At 73.5% G+C, this 14,408-nt stretch carries 16 protein-coding genes; 10 read left to right on the forward strand and 6 right to left on the reverse strand.

Translation table 11 applies throughout. The features are described 5' to 3' along the window. Positions 1–96 precede the first annotated feature (96 nt). Positions 97–1,020 (forward strand): LysR family transcriptional regulator, encoded by a 924-nt coding sequence (locus BJ983_RS17860; protein ID WP_179795030.1) that lies wholly within the window; start codon positions 97–99, stop codon positions 1,018–1,020. Between the two features lie 126 nt (positions 1,021–1,146). Here BJ983_RS17860 and BJ983_RS17865 read toward each other — a convergent pair whose 3' ends face one another. Then, complete coding sequence (locus BJ983_RS17865) at positions 1,147–1,980, reverse strand: alpha/beta fold hydrolase (protein ID WP_343054237.1); 834 nt, start codon at positions 1,978–1,980, stop codon at positions 1,147–1,149. A gap of 348 nt (positions 1,981–2,328) precedes the next feature. Here BJ983_RS17865 and BJ983_RS17870 point away from each other — a divergent pair, with 348 nt between their 5' ends. Together BJ983_RS17870 and BJ983_RS17875 are read left to right on the forward strand one after the other, a co-directional pair. After that, on the forward strand, positions 2,329–2,565 hold the full coding sequence (locus BJ983_RS17870) for a hypothetical protein (protein ID WP_179795031.1): 237 nt from the start codon (positions 2,329–2,331) through the stop codon (positions 2,563–2,565). Positions 2,566–2,757: 192 nt separating this feature from the next. Continuing rightward, entirely contained in the window at positions 2,758–3,117 is a 360-nt protein-coding gene (locus BJ983_RS17875) for a hypothetical protein (protein WP_179795032.1), read from the forward strand. Between the two features lie 54 nt (positions 3,118–3,171). Here the strand turns inward: BJ983_RS17875 and BJ983_RS17880 are convergent, their stop codons facing one another. Then, positions 3,172–3,708 (reverse strand): TetR family transcriptional regulator, encoded by a 537-nt coding sequence (locus BJ983_RS17880; RefSeq protein ID WP_179795033.1) that lies wholly within the window; start codon positions 3,706–3,708, stop codon positions 3,172–3,174. Between the two features lie 125 nt (positions 3,709–3,833). Between BJ983_RS17880 and BJ983_RS17885 the strand changes: the two genes are divergently transcribed. Further along, the gene (locus BJ983_RS17885; RefSeq protein ID WP_179795034.1) at positions 3,834–4,760 is read left to right on the forward strand and encodes an alpha/beta fold hydrolase; all 927 of its coding nucleotides are present in this window, start codon (positions 3,834–3,836) and stop codon (positions 4,758–4,760) included. A 157-nt stretch (positions 4,761–4,917) separates the two neighbouring features. Here BJ983_RS17885 and BJ983_RS17890 read toward each other — a convergent pair whose 3' ends face one another. Then, entirely contained in the window at positions 4,918–6,816 is a 1,899-nt protein-coding gene (locus BJ983_RS17890; protein ID WP_179795035.1) for a primary-amine oxidase, read from the reverse strand. Beyond that, positions 6,813–8,258, reverse strand: a complete 1,446-nt coding sequence (locus BJ983_RS17895; protein ID WP_179795036.1) for an APC family permease — start codon at positions 8,256–8,258, stop codon at positions 6,813–6,815. The genes BJ983_RS17890 and BJ983_RS17895 overlap by 4 nt, the downstream gene beginning before the upstream one ends. Positions 8,259–8,507: 249 nt before the next feature. On the opposite strand from BJ983_RS17895, the gene BJ983_RS17900 reads away from it, so the two are divergent. Next, positions 8,508–9,962, forward strand: coding sequence for an amino acid permease (locus tag BJ983_RS17900; RefSeq protein WP_179795037.1), 1,455 nt, complete (start codon positions 8,508–8,510; stop codon positions 9,960–9,962). Beyond that, the gene (locus BJ983_RS17905) at positions 9,959–10,702 is read left to right on the forward strand and encodes an IclR family transcriptional regulator (protein WP_179795038.1); all 744 of its coding nucleotides are present in this window, start codon (positions 9,959–9,961) and stop codon (positions 10,700–10,702) included. The genes BJ983_RS17900 and BJ983_RS17905 overlap by 4 nt, the downstream gene beginning before the upstream one ends. Before the next feature lie 76 nt (positions 10,703–10,778). Here BJ983_RS17905 and BJ983_RS17910 read toward each other — a convergent pair whose 3' ends face one another. Further along, on the reverse strand, positions 10,779–11,567 hold the full coding sequence (locus BJ983_RS17910; protein WP_179795039.1) for an NAD(P)H-binding protein: 789 nt from the start codon (positions 11,565–11,567) through the stop codon (positions 10,779–10,781). A gap of 182 nt (positions 11,568–11,749) precedes the next feature. Here BJ983_RS17910 and BJ983_RS17915 point away from each other — a divergent pair, with 182 nt between their 5' ends. Further along, positions 11,750–12,670, forward strand: a complete 921-nt coding sequence (locus tag BJ983_RS17915; RefSeq protein ID WP_179795040.1) for a M48 family metalloprotease — start codon at positions 11,750–11,752, stop codon at positions 12,668–12,670. 2 nt (positions 12,671–12,672) lie between these two features. On the opposite strand, the gene BJ983_RS17920 is transcribed toward BJ983_RS17915, so the two are convergent. After that, positions 12,673–13,074, reverse strand: a complete 402-nt coding sequence (locus BJ983_RS17920; RefSeq protein ID WP_179795041.1) for a BlaI/MecI/CopY family transcriptional regulator — start codon at positions 13,072–13,074, stop codon at positions 12,673–12,675. Between the two features lie 97 nt (positions 13,075–13,171). On the opposite strand from BJ983_RS17920, the gene BJ983_RS17925 reads away from it, so the two are divergent. The 3 genes from BJ983_RS17925 to BJ983_RS17935 are packed head-to-tail and all read left to right on the forward strand — an operon-like array spanning position 13,172 to position 14,289. Beyond that, complete coding sequence (locus BJ983_RS17925) at positions 13,172–13,555, forward strand: hypothetical protein (RefSeq protein ID WP_179795042.1); 384 nt, start codon at positions 13,172–13,174, stop codon at positions 13,553–13,555. Continuing rightward, positions 13,552–14,070 carry a hypothetical protein gene (locus BJ983_RS17930; RefSeq protein ID WP_179795043.1) on the forward strand — a complete coding sequence of 173 codons (519 nt, stop codon included), beginning with the start codon at positions 13,552–13,554 and terminating at the stop codon, positions 14,068–14,070. Before BJ983_RS17925 ends, BJ983_RS17930 begins: the two co-directional genes overlap by 4 nt. A gap of 3 nt (positions 14,071–14,073) precedes the next feature. Beyond that, on the forward strand, positions 14,074–14,289 hold the full coding sequence (locus BJ983_RS17935) for a hypothetical protein (RefSeq protein WP_179795044.1): 216 nt from the start codon (positions 14,074–14,076) through the stop codon (positions 14,287–14,289). Positions 14,290–14,408: the final 119 nt, after the last annotated feature.

The raw sequence follows: 14,408 nt of genomic DNA on the forward strand, positions 1-14,408 counted from the left end.
CGCAGGCTCCTCGTCGATGCCGGTGCGAAGAACGCTAGAGACGCAGGACACATAGCACAAAGACGAGATACAGGCGGTACCGATAGGCTTTCTCGTATGGCTCTGGTGTCGCAGCTGCGCCGGCTCGAGATGTTCTGCGCCGTGGTCGACGAGGGCGGGGTGACCCGGGCCGCCGAGCACTTCCAGGTGGCCCAGCCGTGGGTGTCCGCGCAGATCCGGTCGCTGGAGAAAGCGGTCGGGGCACCACTGTTCGTCCGCGAGGGCCGCCGCAACGTGCTCACCGAGGCCGGCCGACGCCTCTACGTCTGGGCCACCGAGGTGCTCGCGGGAGGCGCCCAGGTGCAGCGCGACATCGACGACCTGAACTCCGGCGCGGCCGGCTCGCTGGCGGTGGCCACGAGCATGGCCATCGGCACCTACCTGATCCCGCCGCTGATGACCGAGCTCCGGCGGGAGCGCGCGGGCGCCGACATCACGATCTCGATCAGCGAGCCCGCCGTCGCGATGCGCCGCGTCGAGAATGGCGAGGTCGACTTCGCCGTCACCACCTGGCTCGACGAGGTCCCGCCGTCAGGGGTCCGGGCCGAGAAGCTCTGGGACGAACCGATCGTCCTCTGCGCCGCACCCGGTGGCCCGCCGTCGGCGGACGCCGTCCCGCTCGCGGCCGTCGGAGAACTCCCGCTCGTCGGCGTCCCCGCCGGCGTCGCGATCGAACGCGTCCTCGACCGGCAGCTCCGGGCGGCCGGGCTGGCCCTGCCCTCGTACGTGATCCGTCTCGGCCATGCCGAGGCCCTCAAGCGGGCCGTCGCCGACAACGACTGGGTCTGCTTCGCCCCGCTCTACTGCGTCGCCGACGACGTCGCCGCGGGCCGGCTCCGGGCCGTCCGGGTCCGCGACGCCGAGCTCACCGAGACCATCGGCCTCTTCTCCCGCGACACCACCTGGTTCTCGCCCCTCCAACGCGCCGCGGTCGACGCCCTCCGCGCGGCGGGCACCCGCAAACGCGACGCACGCGGGTGAGCGGGTCCCGCTCCCGGGCGGCTCAGCCTCGGGAGAGCCAGGGGTTGCCGATGGCGGGGGCGATCTCGGGCCCGTGGCGCTCGAGATCGCTGACGGGCAGCTTCACGTGATGGATGCCGCGCAGGGTCATGACCCCTCCAGTGACACGGGAGAACGTTCCTCTCCGGCGCCCAGATCCGACCAAAAGTTCTGGAGCGCCGCGGCAACCGGTGCGGGCGACTCCTCGGGCCACCAATGCCCCACACCGTCGAGATGCGCCGTGCCGGCGCCGGCTTGCCGAGCCCCCCACTCGTGCTGCGCCACCGTGCCACTGGCCCTGTCGACGTCGTCCAGGGCGATGAGAGCCAGGCCCGGTCGTGCCGACGCGCTCCCGAGGAGCTGTCCGGCGTCGGCCATCGCCGGTTGCCGCGCCGAGCGCAGGAGCGTGAGGACGGCACGCCCCATCTCGGGGTCCATACCGGCCGCGACCCGCTCCGCCATGCGCCCGGTCATCCCGAGAGCAGAGGTCACCGCGAGCCGTTGCTGCAGGTCGCCTCCCCAGATCTCCTGCACCGAAGCTTCTCCGGGGCCCTCCTCCTGCCAGACCTGCGCCCGGGGATGCCACTGGTAGTCGGGCGCGAACACCCCGAGGGCATCGGAGGCCCAGCTGCGGATCAGGTCCGGACGGCTCATGGCGAGCGCCGCGACGTGGATGCCACCCCAGTCGTGACCGACCAGGTCGACCGGAGCGCGGAAGCGCTCGAGCTGAGAGGCCAGCCAGTCGCGGTAGGCCGTGGTCGAGCCGTCGAAGTCGTGGGGCGCCGGGACACCGAATCCCGGCGGGGACAGGGCGATGGCATCCGCCCGTCCGAGTTCACCGATGAGTGGTCCCCAGACGGCTGCGGACTCGGGATTGCCGTGGACCAGGACGAGTGGTGTGTCCGGCACGGGGTCATCTCTCACTAACTTGTCATCTGACACGCAAGTAAGCGTAGCAGGTCAGGAGGTGGTGGCGCCTCGACGGCTCGTTGCCGTCGTGGTCCCGTGGCACCGATCACGCGATCCGGGCATGACGAATGCGTCGCCGGTGACGTCCCACCTGGTGAACCGTTCGATCCGGCCGGGCCTTCTCGCGGGCACGACCTATGACCTCGTGTCCCGCCGGTCCCGGTCGCCGCCGACCCGGAGGTGAGCCGTCGATGTCCCGCCCGTCCTCGCCTGCCGTGACCCTTCGGCGTGATGGTCGCGACGACGGAACTCGGACGCCGCATCGACGAACGGAGCAGACCGGAACCCGTGGCGGAGTGGAGGTTCATGATGCCGAGCGACGTGGAGGGACCTTCCGAGCTGGAGCCTCTGCTCCAGCGGGACGTGGACCAGTGCGACCTGTCCGTCCCGTTCTTCACCGCCGAGCATTTCGTGGTGATCGCCTTCGATCCGCAGACCGGCGAGCTCGACTCCTACGGCCCGTACGACGCCAGGACGGCCGCGGCTGAGCGCAGCCGACGGCGAGCCGCGTTCGACGACGGCGATCTCGAGGACGTCCTCGTCGTCGTCGCCCCGTAGTGGCCGGTGTGACGGCCGCGGACGTCGGCTGAATCCGGTCCCGCGGCGTGGCGCCCGTCATGCGGTCGGCGGATGACGAACCCGTCTCGCCCGTCGTCCTACGGACACATCCACCGAGCAGGCCGGACCCGCCCGCGGGCATGACCCCCGTGCCACGGGTCCCGGCCGTCGCCACGACGGAGGTGAGCCGCGATGGCCCCCGACCTCGACCTGCTGCGTCTGCACGCCCTCGCCGTCCCCGGTGTGGCCTGCCTCGCCGACCACCGGGACGGCCTCGCCCCGTCCGGCCACCCCACCACCCGAGCGGCCCTGCGCGTCCACGAGCGCCACGTCGAGGTCGACATCGTGCTGGCCGCCGGGCACTCGATCCTGACGACGAGCGCCGCCCTGCGGGCCGCGATCGCCCCGCTGCTCGCCGAGCGGGCAGTGCACATCACGGTGACCCACGTCGAGGGCGACCCGACCGCACCCACCACGACGCTGGTGTTCCGGCACCGAGGCGCCGTCCCGCCCGACCCCGACCGGGACGAAGATGCACCACCGCCGGAATGACCGACACCGTCGTGACGGCGCCGGAGATCAGGAGGCCCGCCGCGCTCGAGCTGATCACCGCACCACCGACAGCAGCTCCAGCACGGCGCGCTGTTCCTCGCGGGGCAGGGGGTGCATCAACAGCCCTTCGATCGTGAACACCCCGAGCCGCGCCATCGCGGGAACCTGCGCCGCGTCGACCCCGGCGTCGCGGATCTCCGCGGCCAGTAGCGCGTCGGTCAGCTCGTGGAACGCGGAGTGCCAGGTCGCCACCGTGGCCGAGGTGGCCGACAGGGCGTGGACGGCCGTCACGAGCTTGCTGTGCTCCTGGAGACGTTCGACCACCCAGAGCAGCCGGTCGGTCCACGAGTCGGCGACCTGGGCCTGCAGACCTTCCAGCATCCCGACGAGGAGGTGGTCGAGGACCGCGACCAGCAACGCCTCCTTGTCCTGGAAGTACCAGTAGATCGTCGTGGTGGTGACTCCGGCGCCCCGCGCCACGGCGGCCATCGAGGCCTTCTCGAACCCGACCTCGGCGAACAGCGCCGCGGCCGCCTCGACGATCTCGGCGGACTTCTCCTCGCGATCACGAGGACGACGGTTGCGCGGCACACACCGAGCTTATCTTGCACGGCGTTCAAGAGCTGGCTAGCTTCTAGAACGCCATACAAGAAACGGCGATCGTTCGGTGTCCGCCCACGCCGAGCCGCACGTCCCGATCACCAGGAGGCCCGCCCGTGTCCGAGGACACCACTCCGCCCCGCCGTGACGTCCGGTTCCCCTCTGGCACCGACCGGTGCCACGCCTGGCTCTACCTCCCCGCCGGCACCTCCCCGGCCCGGCGTGTCCCGGTGATCGTCATGGCGCACGGCCTCGGCGCGGTCAAGGCGCTCCGGCTGGCCGCCTACGCCGAGCGGTTCACCGCCGCCGGCTACGCCTGTCTGGTCTTCGACTACCGCCACTTCGGCGACAGCGAGGGCGAGCCGCGGGAGCTGCTCAGCATCCGCCGCCAGCGCCAGGACTGGCAGGCGGCCGTGGCGTTCGCCCGCACCCTGCCCGAGGCCGACCCGGACAAGGTCGTCGTCTGGGGCACCTCCTTCGCCGGCGGCCACGTCGTCGCGACCGCCGCCCGAGACCCGCGGATCGCGGCCGCGATCGCCCAGTGCCCGTTCCTCGACGGCATCGCCTCGGTCCGCCAACTCCCCGCCCGCGAGACCCTGAAGCTGGTCACCACGGGCGTGAAGGACCTCCTCGCGCACGCGCGCGGCCGCGAACCCGTGCGGATCAAGGCCGGGGCCCGCTCCGGCCAGGTCGGCCTCATGTCCTCGGTCGAGGACATGCAGAGCCTGCTCGCGCTCCTGGCCGCCTCCGGGATCGAGGAGGCCGACTACCCCAACGACGTCCCCGCCCGCGTCGCACTCACCATCCCCGCCGCCCGACCCGGACGCGACGCCCACAAGGTCGCCTGCCCGATCCTGTTCTGCGTCGCCGACAACGACGACCTCGCACCGCCCGACGCCACCGTGCGGATGGCCTCCCGAGCGCCGCGAGGGGAAATCCGGCACTACGACACCGGACACTTCGACATCTACCTCGGCGACGACTTCGACGCCGCGATCACCGACCAGCTGGACTTCCTCGGCCGTCACGTACCGGTGGCGTAGACCCCCGGGCGGTGATGCGCACCGCCGCGGGCTGGGGCATGGAGGAGCAGGCACCGGTCGCGGCGACCTGATCCGGGCGGTCGCCGTCGGGTGCCGGAGCCGACGGCTCCGGCACCTGACGGCGAGTGCTCAGCACCCTCCCCCGTCGGAGCGCCTCTCAGTGGCAGTGCTTCCCGGGGTTGGGCGGGACGTCGAGCGCGGGGTTGACGTCGAAGAACCCGACCGGCTTGAGGGTGAAGCCGGTGTACTCGACCGGCATCACCGGCCAGTCCTCCGGGCGCGGGAAGTGCGTGGTGCCGAAGGTGTGCCACACGACGATGTCGCCGCCGTCGACGTCCCGGTCGGCCTGGGTCCACCGCGGCAGCCCGTCGCCGCCGGGGTTCTGGTTGACGAAGTCCCCGGCCGGATAGCGCTCGTCGGGCGCATAGGGCGTCACCCAGAGGTTGTGGGTGGAGAACCCGGCGCGGGCGTGGATCGAGGACTGCTCGTCGGCCAGCAGGGTGGCCTTGTTCTCCGGGTGCAGGGCGTACCCGACGGGCTTCCCGACGGCGTTGGTCTTCTCCGGATTGACGATGTGCCAGGTCCGCACCACCGACCCGTCGTTGTCACGCTGTGCGCTCCGCTCGGAGGTCAACCGCGTGACCTTGCGCCGGAACGCGTTGCCGTACGGGTTGCCCTCCCCCATCGGCACGCGCTCGGCCTCGACCTCGTCGACGGCGTTGTGCACCCCGTCGACGGTCATGTCGAGCCTGGCGCAGAACAGGTGCTGGTGGAACGGCGCGGCGAGCCCGGGCGCGACCTCGGCCGCGTACTCCCCCGGCGTCGCCGAGGCGAACACCATGCCGGTCGCCTTGACCTCGAGCTGGATCGTGCCGTCGAGATAGAGGTACCAGTAGAACCCGTAGTCGTAGTTGCCGATCGGCACGAAGAACGAGATGACCAGCCGTCGCTGGCGGCGTACCTCGGAGGCCTGCGTGAAGAACAGGTCGGAATGCTTCCACAGCACCCCGTAGTCCTCCTCGTGCATGCAGATCGCATTCGTGATCGTGCGCGGGTTCCCGTCGTCGCCCGCGATCACGGCGTCGGTGTAGTGGATGTCGCCGAGGCAGTCGCAGCCCAGGCGCAGGGAATCGGCGTAGCGGGCGAACATGTACTCGCCGCAGTCGAAGTAGTTCTGCCAGAACCGCACCGGGGCGGGGTCGGCGTAGGGCACCACCATCTCCGCGACGCTCGCGCGGTGGACGACCGGCCGGCCGTCGAACGCGACCTGGTGCAGGGTCAGGCCCTCGCGCTCGTTGAACCCGTAGCGCAGGTCCCACTTCCCCCAGCGGACGTGGTTGCCCTCGACGGTGAAGCTGCGCCCCTCGGGCTGGGTGATCTCGATGGGCCTGAGGGAGTCCAGCGGCGGGCCCTGCACGGCCGGGTCCTGGAAGTTGCCCGACACCTCCGGGACCGGCACGTGCTGGTGGTCGATGACCCGGTCGACGGTGCGCGCGGTGAGGTCGACGTAGGCGACCAGGCCGTCGATCGGGTGGGCCCACGGGTGGTCGTCGGGCCCGTCCTGGCGGAAGCCGAACGCCCGCGCCATCCGGCGCCCGACCTCGTCGGGATAGTCGTAGACCCCGGCCGAGAGCGGCACTGCGCGCACGGTCATCGGGTCGATCCCGCGGGCGGCGAGCGCGTCGGTCCAGCGGGCGTCCGCCCGCAGGATGTCGTCCATCGGCTCGAACTCGGAGTCGATGATCGGCGGCTGCCCGTCCCGGGCCGGGTCGAGCTCGCGACCGGACACCACCTCGCCGCGGGTCGCGGACACGACGGTGTCCCAGGACCGGCCGGAGTCGAGGTCGAGCAGCACCACGCGGAAGCGCCGGTCCACCGCGTCGCCCGCGCTGAACGCGAGGACCTCGGACTTCGGCGGCTCCTCCAGGTCGGCGAAGCAGTAGCGGACCCGGTCGGTGAGCAGGCCCGCCTCGACGAGCACCTCCCGGACGGCCGCGTACTCGGCCTCGGTCGGCATCTCCAGCGGGTGGGTCACCGTGCTGACGGTGGCGGTCATGCGAGCTCCTTCTCGGACGTCGGGTCGGAGGACGGGTTCCGGACGGCGGGTGTGGGCGGGGCTTCGCGGCGGACCAGCGCCACGACGATCCCCAGCACCGTGACCAGCGCGAGGACCCCGCCGAGGACGACGGCGAGCCCGGTCGACCCGCCGATCAGGGTCGGGAAGTTCGCGATCGTGAGGACGAGGCAGACCCCGAGCCCGACGAGGCCGAGCGTCGGGGCGACCCGCGTGTGCCAGACCCGCCGGTCGGCGCCGGTGCGGGCGAAGAACACCAGGACCGCGAGGCAGGTGACCACCATGAGCACGAGCAGCCCGAGGGTCGCCACGCCGGCCGCCCACGCGAAGACCTGCGCCACGGGGTCGAGCCCGGCCACCACGCAGACCGCGATGATCACGAAGGACAGCCCCGACTGCGACAGGGACGCGACGTGCGGCGAGCCGTGCCGGGCGTGCGTCCGGGCGCACGCCTCGGGCAGGGCGCGGTTCCCGCCGAGGGCGTACCAGTAGCGGGCGGCGACGTTGTGGAAGGACAGGATCGCCGCGAAGATGCTGGTCACGAGCAGGATCCCGACGACGTGCCCGGCGACGGGCCCGAGCCAGGTCGTCACGGTCGAGGTCAGCAGCGTGCCGGGGTTGGTCGCCGCCTCGGAGACGACGGCACCGTCGCCCCAGGCCGAGACCAGAGCCCACGTCGAGAGCGCGTAGAACACCCCGACGACGGCGAGCGCGAGGTAAGTGGCCCGCGGGATGGTCCGGTCGGGGTCGCGGGCCTCGTCGCGGAACACCGCGGTGGCCTCGAAGCCGATGAAGCTCGCGATCGCGAACATGACCGCGATGCCCACCGCGCCCGAGCCGATCTGCGTGGGCTGCAGGAAGGCCGTCGAGAGGCCCTCGGGCCCGCCGCCGGACCCGACGACCACCGCGTCGAGCACGAGCACCACCGCGATCTCGGCGACCAGCAGCACGCCCAGCACCCGGCTGGACAACTCGATGTGCCGGTAACCCAGCACCGCGACCAGCGCCATCAGCAGGAACGTCCACCCCCACCACGGCAGGCTCGGACCGCCGAAGCTCGTGACGAGCTCGTCGAGGGCCGCGCCGACGTAGCCGAACACCGCCGCCTGCACGGCCGCGTAGGTGGCGAGCGCCAGGAACGCGGCGCCGAGGCCGAGCGGGCGACCGAGCCCCGCGCGGATGTAGGTGAAGAAGGCCCCGGCGTCGGGGACGTGCGGGCTCATCGCGCAGAAGCCGACCGCGAAGAACGCGAGTACCACCGCGCAGAGCACGAACATCGCGGGGAACGCCGCCCCGTTCCCCGCGCCGATCCCGAGCGGGACCGCGCCCGCGATGACGGTCAGCGGGGCCGCGGCGGCCACGACCATGAACACGATCGACCCGGCCCCGAGTGTCCCGGACAACCGAGGAGTCGGTGCGCCCATCTCGCGCTCCCTTCGCGACGACGGATATGTCGCGGGTCACGCTGGCGAGCAGACACCTACCCGGTCAAGGACGGGTACGGAACTGCGGGAGCAGCTCGCGACACATTCCCGCGCTGCACCGCCGGTGGGCATCGAATTCTCCGAACGGAGAATGAGATCGGTGTTCCTCCGCTCCAAACGAGAATCGTCGTCGACAGTTTCTCGTTCGGGACCGTTCCCCCCGTCGCACCTGCGCTCTACGGTACGGCGGTGCGCACGACACGAGGGGTCCAGGGCCTGCGCGCCCGCTCCCCCGTGGCGGGTCTGCGACGGCGCGAGCTGGGCCCCCTGGGGGTCCTCGCGCAGTCGGTGGCCACCACCGCTCCGGCCGGGGCCATGGCCGCGGTACCCCTGCTGGTGACCGCGGCGGCGGGACGCGACGCCCCGTGGTCGGTGGCGATCGCGGCGGCACTGGTCGGACTGGTGGTCGCCTCGATCGCCGTGTTCGCCCGACGCATGGCAGCCGCGGGCGGGCTCTACAGCTTCACCGCCAAGGGCCTCGGGCCCGGCGGGGCCTACGCCTGCGCGGTGTCGATGGTGGTCGGCTACGCACTGCTCGTGGCCGCGGCGCTCGTGGGCGCGTCCTGGTACGCCCGGGCCCTCGTCGAACGGCTGTGGCCGGTGGACACGACGGCGGTCGGGGTCGCCGTCGTCGTCGTGCTGAGCGCCGCGATCGCCGCCTGCGCGGTGCGCGGGGTCCGGCTCGCCGGTCGCGTCATGCTCGTCGTCGAGGGCGTCTCGATCACGCTGATCCTCGTCGTGCTCGTGACCCTCGCGGTGCGGGCGCCGGCCGGCCCGGTACCCCCGCCGCCGCCGTCCGGCGGGGTGACCGGCGTCGCCGCCGGGGTGCTCCCGGCCGTCGCAGCGTTCATCGGCTTCGACTCGGCGACCGCGTTGGGGGTCGAGGCGCGCCGCCCGTACGCGAGCGTGCCGCGGGCCGTCGCGGTGACGGCGGGCGGGGCCGCGCTGCTCTACCTCGTCGCGATGCTCGTCCACCTCGCGGCGCCGGCCGTGCTGCCCGCCCTGACGGTCGCCGCACCCGACGGCGGGCCGGGCGCCGCGGTGATCGGCACCTGGGCGCCGGTGCTGCTCGACGCCGGGATCATCGCCTCGTTCGGTGCCTGCACGCTGGCCGCCCTGAACACCCTGGTACGGGTGCTGTTCTCGCTGGCCCGGGAGGGGGTCGCGCCGGCGGTGCTCGGCCGCACGCACCGACGCCACCTGACGCCCGCGGCCGCGGTCGGGCTGACCGTGCCGCTGCTGGCGCTCCCACCCGTCGTCGGAATACTGGCCGGGGTCGAGCCGCAGGACCTCCTCGGCGGGTTCCTCGCCGTCGCGACCATCGGCTTCCTCGCCGCCTACCTGCTCGTGTGCCTGGCCGCCCCCCGCTTCCTGCGCCGGATCTCCGAGCTCACCCGCGCCGTCGTCGTGACGGCCTGGTGCGCGGTGCCGGCCCTCGGTCTGGTGATCGTGGTGGCACTGTGGCGCTCGGCGGGACCGCTCCTGCCCGTGACCGTCGGCGTGGTGGCGCTGGCCGCGGCCACGGGCTGGGTCGCGCTGCGGCGCACCCACCGGGCCCAGCTCGACGGCATGGGCGTGTACGACGAGACGACCACGGCCGACCTGCACCCCGCGGACCGCTCGACCGCGGACCGGCCGCGATGAGTCCGACGGACGCGGCGCGCACCATCACCGGACGCCAGCCGCAGGCGGTCCGCAGCGCGCTCGCGATCCTGGAGGCGGTCGCTGCGGCCGGCGTCGGGGCCACGGCCAAGGACATCTCCACCGAGCTGCGCATCCCGCCCGCGACGACCTACCGGCTGCTCAACCTCCTCGTCGCCGAGGAGTACCTGGTGCGCCTGCCCGACCTGCACGGCTTCGCGCTGGGGCGGCGCGTGGCGAACCTCGCGCCCGCACCGCTGAGCACCCCGACCGCGGCCCGTGAGGTGCTCGAGCGGCTGCGGCGACGAGTGCGGTGGGGCGCCCACCTCGCGGGCTACGTCGGGCATCGGCTGGTCTTCCTCGACCCCGATCCCGATCACCCGCCCGTCGACGCCGGCGAGCTCTCCCGGCACCTGCACGCGAGCTCGCTCGGGCGCCTCCTGCTCGCCGAGCACGACGAGCCACTCCCACCGGCCGTCCGCCTCACCCCCCGGACGGTGGTCGACCCCCAGGAACTGCAGGGCCGCCTCGCCGAGGTCCGCGCGACGGGGCTGGCCCGCCAGTGCGGGGAGTTCCGCGCCGAGCACGGGTGCCTGGCCGTCGGGGTGCGGGCTCCCGGCGACGGCCGGCTGGTGGCGGGCCTCGCGCTCACCGGGCCCGCCGCCCGGGTCGCCGCCCCGAACGTCGACCTCGTCGAGATGCTGCGGGCCCACGCCGTCGAGCTCGGTCCTCTCCTGGCCTGAGGAGCGCACGATGCGCAGGCCCGGCCGCGCGGCTCGACGGGCCGTCGACCGACGCGCGGTCGTGGCGTCGGGCGCCTCACCGCGTGAGGGTGAGCGCCTCCGGCCCCCGGGCGGGGCGGCCGAGCAGGGTGGGGACCGCCGGGTCCACCTGCTCGGCCTCGCCGCGGCGGTAGTGCGCGTAGTCCTCGATCAGCCCGTCGGCCTGCCACGCCGGGAGCACCCCGTCCAGCATCGCGCGGAACGCGGCCGGGTCGAGGTCGACGAACTCCGGGCCGAGCGTCGCCGCGAGCTCCGCGTGGGTCACCGGGGCCGGCCCGGTCAGCGTGTAGGTCGCGCCGACGTGACCGTCCTCGGTGAGCACCACCGCGGCGACCGCCGCGATGTCCCGGACGTCGATCACGCTCACCCGGGCGTCGCCCACCGGCGCACCCAGCACCCCGCCGTACGCCGCCGCGGCCACGGCCTGGACGAACAGGTTCGGTCGCAGCACCGTCACCTCGAGCGGCAGCGTCGCCACGTGGGCCTCCACCTGCGCGTGCCAGCGCAGGAACCGCACCGGCGAGTCCGCGGCGGCCCCGAGCTGCGAGAGCAGGACGAGCCGCCGCACGCCCGCGGCGACCGCGAGGTCGGCGCAGCGGATCTGCTGCTCGGCCGCCCGCGCCGAGGACGGGGTGTTGAGGAACAGCACGTCCACCCCCCTCAGGGCGACGGCGAGCGAGGCCGCGTCGTCGAGGTCGGCCACCACCTCCCCGGGCGAACCGGTCGCCCGGCGCACCATCGGGCGCACCGTCACCCCGCGTGCGGTCAGCTCCGGCACGAGCTCCACCCCGATCCGACCGGTCGCACCCGTCACGAGCACCGTCATCCCGCCACCTCCGATTCGAGAGCACTGCTCTCTCAATGTGGCACGCCCATCGCAGGAAAGCAAGAGCAGTGCTCTCCAAACCTGCGAACGGCAGCCAGGGACGGTGCGCCCCGCCGCCAGTTGCCCCGAGGCCGTCGGACACGACTGCCACACTGAGGCCCCCACCCCCTGAGGAGTCGACGGTGTCGATCGCGGTCTTCCTGGTGCTGGTCGCTCCGGCGGCTCTCCTGCCGCTCATGGGTGCACGGGCGGGTCGGTTCCTCGCCGACCAGCTGCGCCCGACCTGGAGCGTCGCCGTGCTGACCGGCGCGCTGGTGGGCTTCGCCGCGGTGACCGTGGCCGGTCTCGCTCTGCTCGCCGCCGTCGCCGTGTCGGAATGGGAACCGGCGCTGGTGTCGCGGACGTGGTCGCTGGCGGCGCTGATCGGTGGCCGCGAGGAGGTCACCGCACCGCTCGGCGTGGCCCTCGGCGTGCTCGCCTCGCTGGGCCTGGGGATCGTCGCGGTCCGCGTGGCGCTCGCCGTCCGCGGGGTGTCCCGGCGGTACCGGTGGGCGGGCCGTCAGATTCCTCCCGACGTCGGGCCCGGCTCGGTGATCGAGGCGCCGGAGGCCGGGGTTCCGGCCCGGGCCCTCCCGGTCCGGGGCGGCCACATCCTGGTCGACGCCCGACTCTGGGCCGGTCTGCCCGACCGGCACCGTGACGCCGTCCTGGCCCACGAACGGGCCCATCTGCGTCGCCACCACGACCGGCACCTCGTCGTCGCCGCCCTGGCCTGCGCCTGCAACCCGCTGCTCGGACCGCTCGCCCGCGCCCTGGACTACGCCCTCGAGCGCAGCGCCGACGAGGACGCCGCCCGCACCTGCGACCGTCGGACCGTCGCGCACGCGATCGGGGCCGTCGCCCTCGTGGGCCGCCCGGACCGCCCGGTGCTCGCGGCCACCGGCGCAGCGGTGCCGCGCCGGGTCGGCGCCCTGCTCGACACACCGCACACCACCTGGCGCGGGGCCGCGACCGCGGTCGGTGTCCTGCTCACCCTCGTGGCCTCCGTCGGCCTCGCCCACCACGCGTGGGTCGACCTGCTGGAGATCCTCGCGACCCGGTAGGCCTACCGCTCGGGTTCGGCCTCCGGGTGCTCGGCGAGCAGTCGCCGCAGCACCGCCTCGTCGTCGCTCGACAGATCCGAGACGAAGCGCGAGAGCACCTCGCGCCGATCGACGTCGCCCTCGAGCACCCGACGCATCGCCCGCGCCGCCAATCCCGCGGAATCGGCGGCGGGGGCATAGCGGTGCGATCGACCGTCCCGCTCGCGCACGAGCAGGCCTTTCGCGTGCAGGCGCCCGAGCGTGGTGATCACCGTCGAGTACGCCAGCGGACGCGCCAGGCCGTCCCGCACCTCCGCGGCGTTGAGCGGGCGACCCGTCCGCTCGAGGACCGCCCACACCTCGGCGGCCAACTCGCCGCGGGCCCGTGCGTGCTCCTCGCCGTCCGCCCGCGCCACGCGCCCCATCCTGCCGCACCGAGCGAACCCCGCAGCCCGCCGTGCGTCCTTCTACACGGACGTAGATGATGATCCGGTCGTTCACCGCTCTTCCAGGAGGAACCCGATGACCCCGACCCCCCGTCGCGTCGCGCTCGCCGTGTCCGGCGCCGCACTCGTGCTCGCTCTCGCCGGATGTGGCGGCGGGGACAGCGAGACCTCGGCGAGCAGCTCGGCCCCGGCCGCACCGGCGGCCACCTCGGCCACGTCCGCGAGCGCCGCCCCGGCCGGCGGGCAGAAGATCTCGGCCAACAACGCCTCCGAGGACGAGCTCGCCCAGCGCTTCGAGCAGGCCGGGATCCCCAACGCCGAGAAGTGGGCCGACGAGGTGGTCGAGTACCGCCCCTACCCCGCCGACGACCCGAACTTCAACGCTCTGCGCGAGGAGCTCGCCAAGTACAACCCGGGCCCCGGTGTGGTCGACCAGATCGTCGCCGTCCTCCAGCCGTGACCCACGTCGGCCCCGCGACCGGTCCCACCTCGGACGCGACCCGCACCCGCCGTCGGGAACCCGCGGCCGTCCTGCGTACCGGCGCGCTCGTCCTCGCCGGGATCAGCGTCGCCGCGACCGCGTTCGAGCTGGCGAGTGAGCGGCACTGGAACGACCTCGAGCAGCTCATCCCCTGGGCGGCGCTCGTCGTGCTGCTGGCGGCGATCGGCGCCGTCCTCGTGCCGCGAGCGGCGACGCTGACGCTCTCCCGGGTCCTCGCGGCGATCGTGCTCGCGGCGAGCCTCTACGGGATCGTCGACCACACGGTCGCCAACCACGACGCGGGAGCTCTCGACGGCCGCTACTCCGCGACCTGGGAGGACCTCCCCGTCGCCCAGCAGTGGTGGTACGCCGCCACCAAGACGGTCGGGCCCGCCCCGACCCTCGCCCCCGGGGTCCTCGGCCAGGCCGCGCTCCTCGTGCTGCTCGCCGGCATCGGCCGCCGGGACCGCGCAGCCTCGCGACACCGGACCTAGGCGATGCGCCCGGAGCGCGGACTCGTGCTCGTCCTGGGGATGTACGTCGCGGTGTCGGTGGCCTGCGCACTGCTCGGCGTCGCCGCGCTGGTCTACCGGACGCTGGGACACCGCTGCGACATCAGCACGCTCGGCCCGGTCGTGGTCCTCGTGGCCGCCTCGGCGACCGCGACCGCCGGGGCCGCGATGATCGCCGTGGTCCGGCGCAGCCGAGCGTGAGCCGGCGGCCGCACCGCGCGCGGCCGCCGTCGTCGGTCCGGCCGAAGCCGCCCTCTCGATCACCGCCTCGTGGTCACAGTCGACGACCCGGAAGCGGTCGTGAACGCCGTCAACGGAGC

This window comes from Actinomycetospora corticicola (genome assembly GCF_013409505.1).
In the GTDB taxonomy this organism is placed as follows: Bacteria; Actinomycetota; Actinomycetes; order Mycobacteriales; family Pseudonocardiaceae; genus Actinomycetospora; species Actinomycetospora corticicola.

Bases quoted from the DNA above. Each gene is read 5' to 3' on its own strand.
- BJ983_RS17925 (WP_179795042.1), top strand. From the start codon at position 13,172: ATGACCCCGACCCCCCGTCGCGTCGCGCTCGCCGTGTCCGGCGCCGCA.
- BJ983_RS17905 (WP_179795038.1), top strand. From the start codon at position 9,959: ATGAGTCCGACGGACGCGGCGCGCACCATCACCGGACGCCAGCCGCAG.
- BJ983_RS17860 (WP_179795030.1), top strand. From the start codon at position 97: ATGGCTCTGGTGTCGCAGCTGCGCCGGCTCGAGATGTTCTGCGCCGTG.
- BJ983_RS17910 (WP_179795039.1), bottom strand. From the start codon at position 11,567: ATGACGGTGCTCGTGACGGGTGCGACCGGTCGGATCGGGGTGGAGCTC.
- BJ983_RS17920 (WP_179795041.1), bottom strand. From the start codon at position 13,074: ATGGGGCGCGTGGCGCGGGCGGACGGCGAGGAGCACGCACGGGCCCGC.
- BJ983_RS17895 (WP_179795036.1), bottom strand. From the start codon at position 8,258: ATGGGCGCACCGACTCCTCGGTTGTCCGGGACACTCGGGGCCGGGTCG.
- BJ983_RS17890 (WP_179795035.1), bottom strand. From the start codon at position 6,816: ATGACCGCCACCGTCAGCACGGTGACCCACCCGCTGGAGATGCCGACC.
- BJ983_RS17875 (WP_179795032.1), top strand. From the start codon at position 2,758: ATGGCCCCCGACCTCGACCTGCTGCGTCTGCACGCCCTCGCCGTCCCC.
- BJ983_RS17935 (WP_179795044.1), top strand. From the start codon at position 14,074: ATGCGCCCGGAGCGCGGACTCGTGCTCGTCCTGGGGATGTACGTCGCG.